The 1,603-nt window shown below is 35.1% G+C and carries 3 protein-coding genes; all 3 read right to left on the reverse strand.

The window, feature by feature from the left end; translation table 11 throughout:
- A partial coding sequence (locus ACI3VO_RS02350; RefSeq protein ID WP_439756368.1) for an ABC transporter substrate-binding protein occupies nt 1–544 on the reverse strand: 544 nt, incomplete at its 3' end.
- Nucleotides 545–557: 13 nt separating this feature from the next.
- Nucleotides 558–1,403: a nickel transporter permease gene (gene nikC, locus ACI3VO_RS02355; RefSeq protein ID WP_439756369.1), complete on the reverse strand. Its 846-nt coding sequence runs from the start codon at nt 1,401–1,403 to the stop codon at nt 558–560.
- Nucleotides 1,403–1,603: ABC transporter permease subunit (locus tag ACI3VO_RS02360; protein ID WP_439756370.1), on the reverse strand; the 201-nt coding region annotated here is incomplete at its 5' end. The genes ACI3VO_RS02360 and nikC, both read right to left, overlap by 1 nt.

A 1,603-nucleotide genomic window follows, 5' to 3' on the forward strand; every position in this document is an offset into this window, starting at 1 on the left:
CAGGCTTAGTTCTCATATCTTCAGAATCTGCATCTAATATGACTAAGTCTGGATCACATAATTGATTTATTAAAGCTGGATTTGGTTTAGTAGTTTTTATAGTAAGTGTTTGTCCATCAGCTTCTATTGAGTCTATAGATAGAGCTTGTCCTGCAGCGACATCTTTATTATCTAAAACTCTCTGAATTGATGCTTTTGCTGCCTCTGCATCCAACTCTTTTCCATTTGAAAAAGTTATACCATCTTTTATTACAATTTCCCAAGTTGTATCATCTACTGTTTTATACTCTTTAACTAGCCATGGTTCTATTGTACTGTCATCATTGACTTTAAATAGTGTCTCCCCTATACCATAACGAAGAGTAAACCATCCATTATAACTAGCTTCAGCTGGGTCTAGAGAACCAGTCGTAGCATATACCCCTGTTCCATAAACTAATTCCTTTCCTGATTCCTTCGAATCTGAAGAATTACCACAGCCAGTCAATATTCCAACTGATAATACTGCTGATAGTAAAAGTGCTACTGTTTTCTTTAACTTCATTTTGGTCTCCTCCTTAAATTTCTTTGTATCTTGGATCTAAATAATCTCTTATACTATCGCCGAGATAATTTAAAATCATAACAGTTATTATAATTGCACAGCCTGGATATAAAACTATCCACGGACAAGTCTGCAAATAACTTCTACCTTCATTTAACATATATCCCCATTCTGCTGTAGGTGGAGCTACCCCCAAGCCTAAAAACGACAATCCCGCCAATTCAAGCATTGTAACCCCTACATCTAACATTACAGTTATCATTATTTCTCCCATAATATTTGGAATTATATGTTTGACTATAATATTAAAATCTGATAATCCAGATACCTTGCACGCTTGTATAAATGTATTTTCTTTAATAGAAATCGTCTTGCTCCTAGCTAGTCTAGCAAATTTAGTCCATCTAACTGCTGAAAGTGCGATAATAGCATTTACAATACCTATTCCTAGCATACCAGCTATAGCAACTGCGAGTACCATTCCTGGAAACGCTAGAAAAATATCAGTTATTTTAGATATAAAGGAATCTATCCTTCCTCCAAAATAACCTGCTGCTACTCCCAACGCAACACCTATTACAGTAACGATGATTACTATAATTATCGAACCGAATATAGATGGAGCTCCTCCACATAAAACTCTCGAAAATACATCTCTTCCAAATTTATCTGTCCCAAATAAATGAGCACTACTTGGAGCACTAAGCGATATCGATAAATCCTGTGCATTAGGGTCATACGGAACTATATAAGGAGCTACAATACAGATAAATAAAAGTATAACTGTAAGTACAACCGATATAATCAAGTTGAGCTTTGTATTGCTTATTCTTCTGCCTTTTTTTAATGAACTCTCCATTAGCAATCCTCCTGACTTGATTTTATTCTAGGGTCGATAAATCTATAAACTATATCTGTAATTAAGTTTATAACTACAAATGCAACCGCAATCCACACGACATATCCTTGAAGTAGTAAATAATCCCTTTTAGTAATCGCCTCTATAGATAGCTTTCCAAGTCCAGGCCACATAAAAATCGTCTCAACTATACATGTCCC

The sequence above is a fragment of the Intestinibacter sp. genome (genome assembly GCF_051866655.1).
Taxonomy (GTDB): Bacteria; Bacillota; Clostridia; order Peptostreptococcales; family Peptostreptococcaceae; genus Intestinibacter.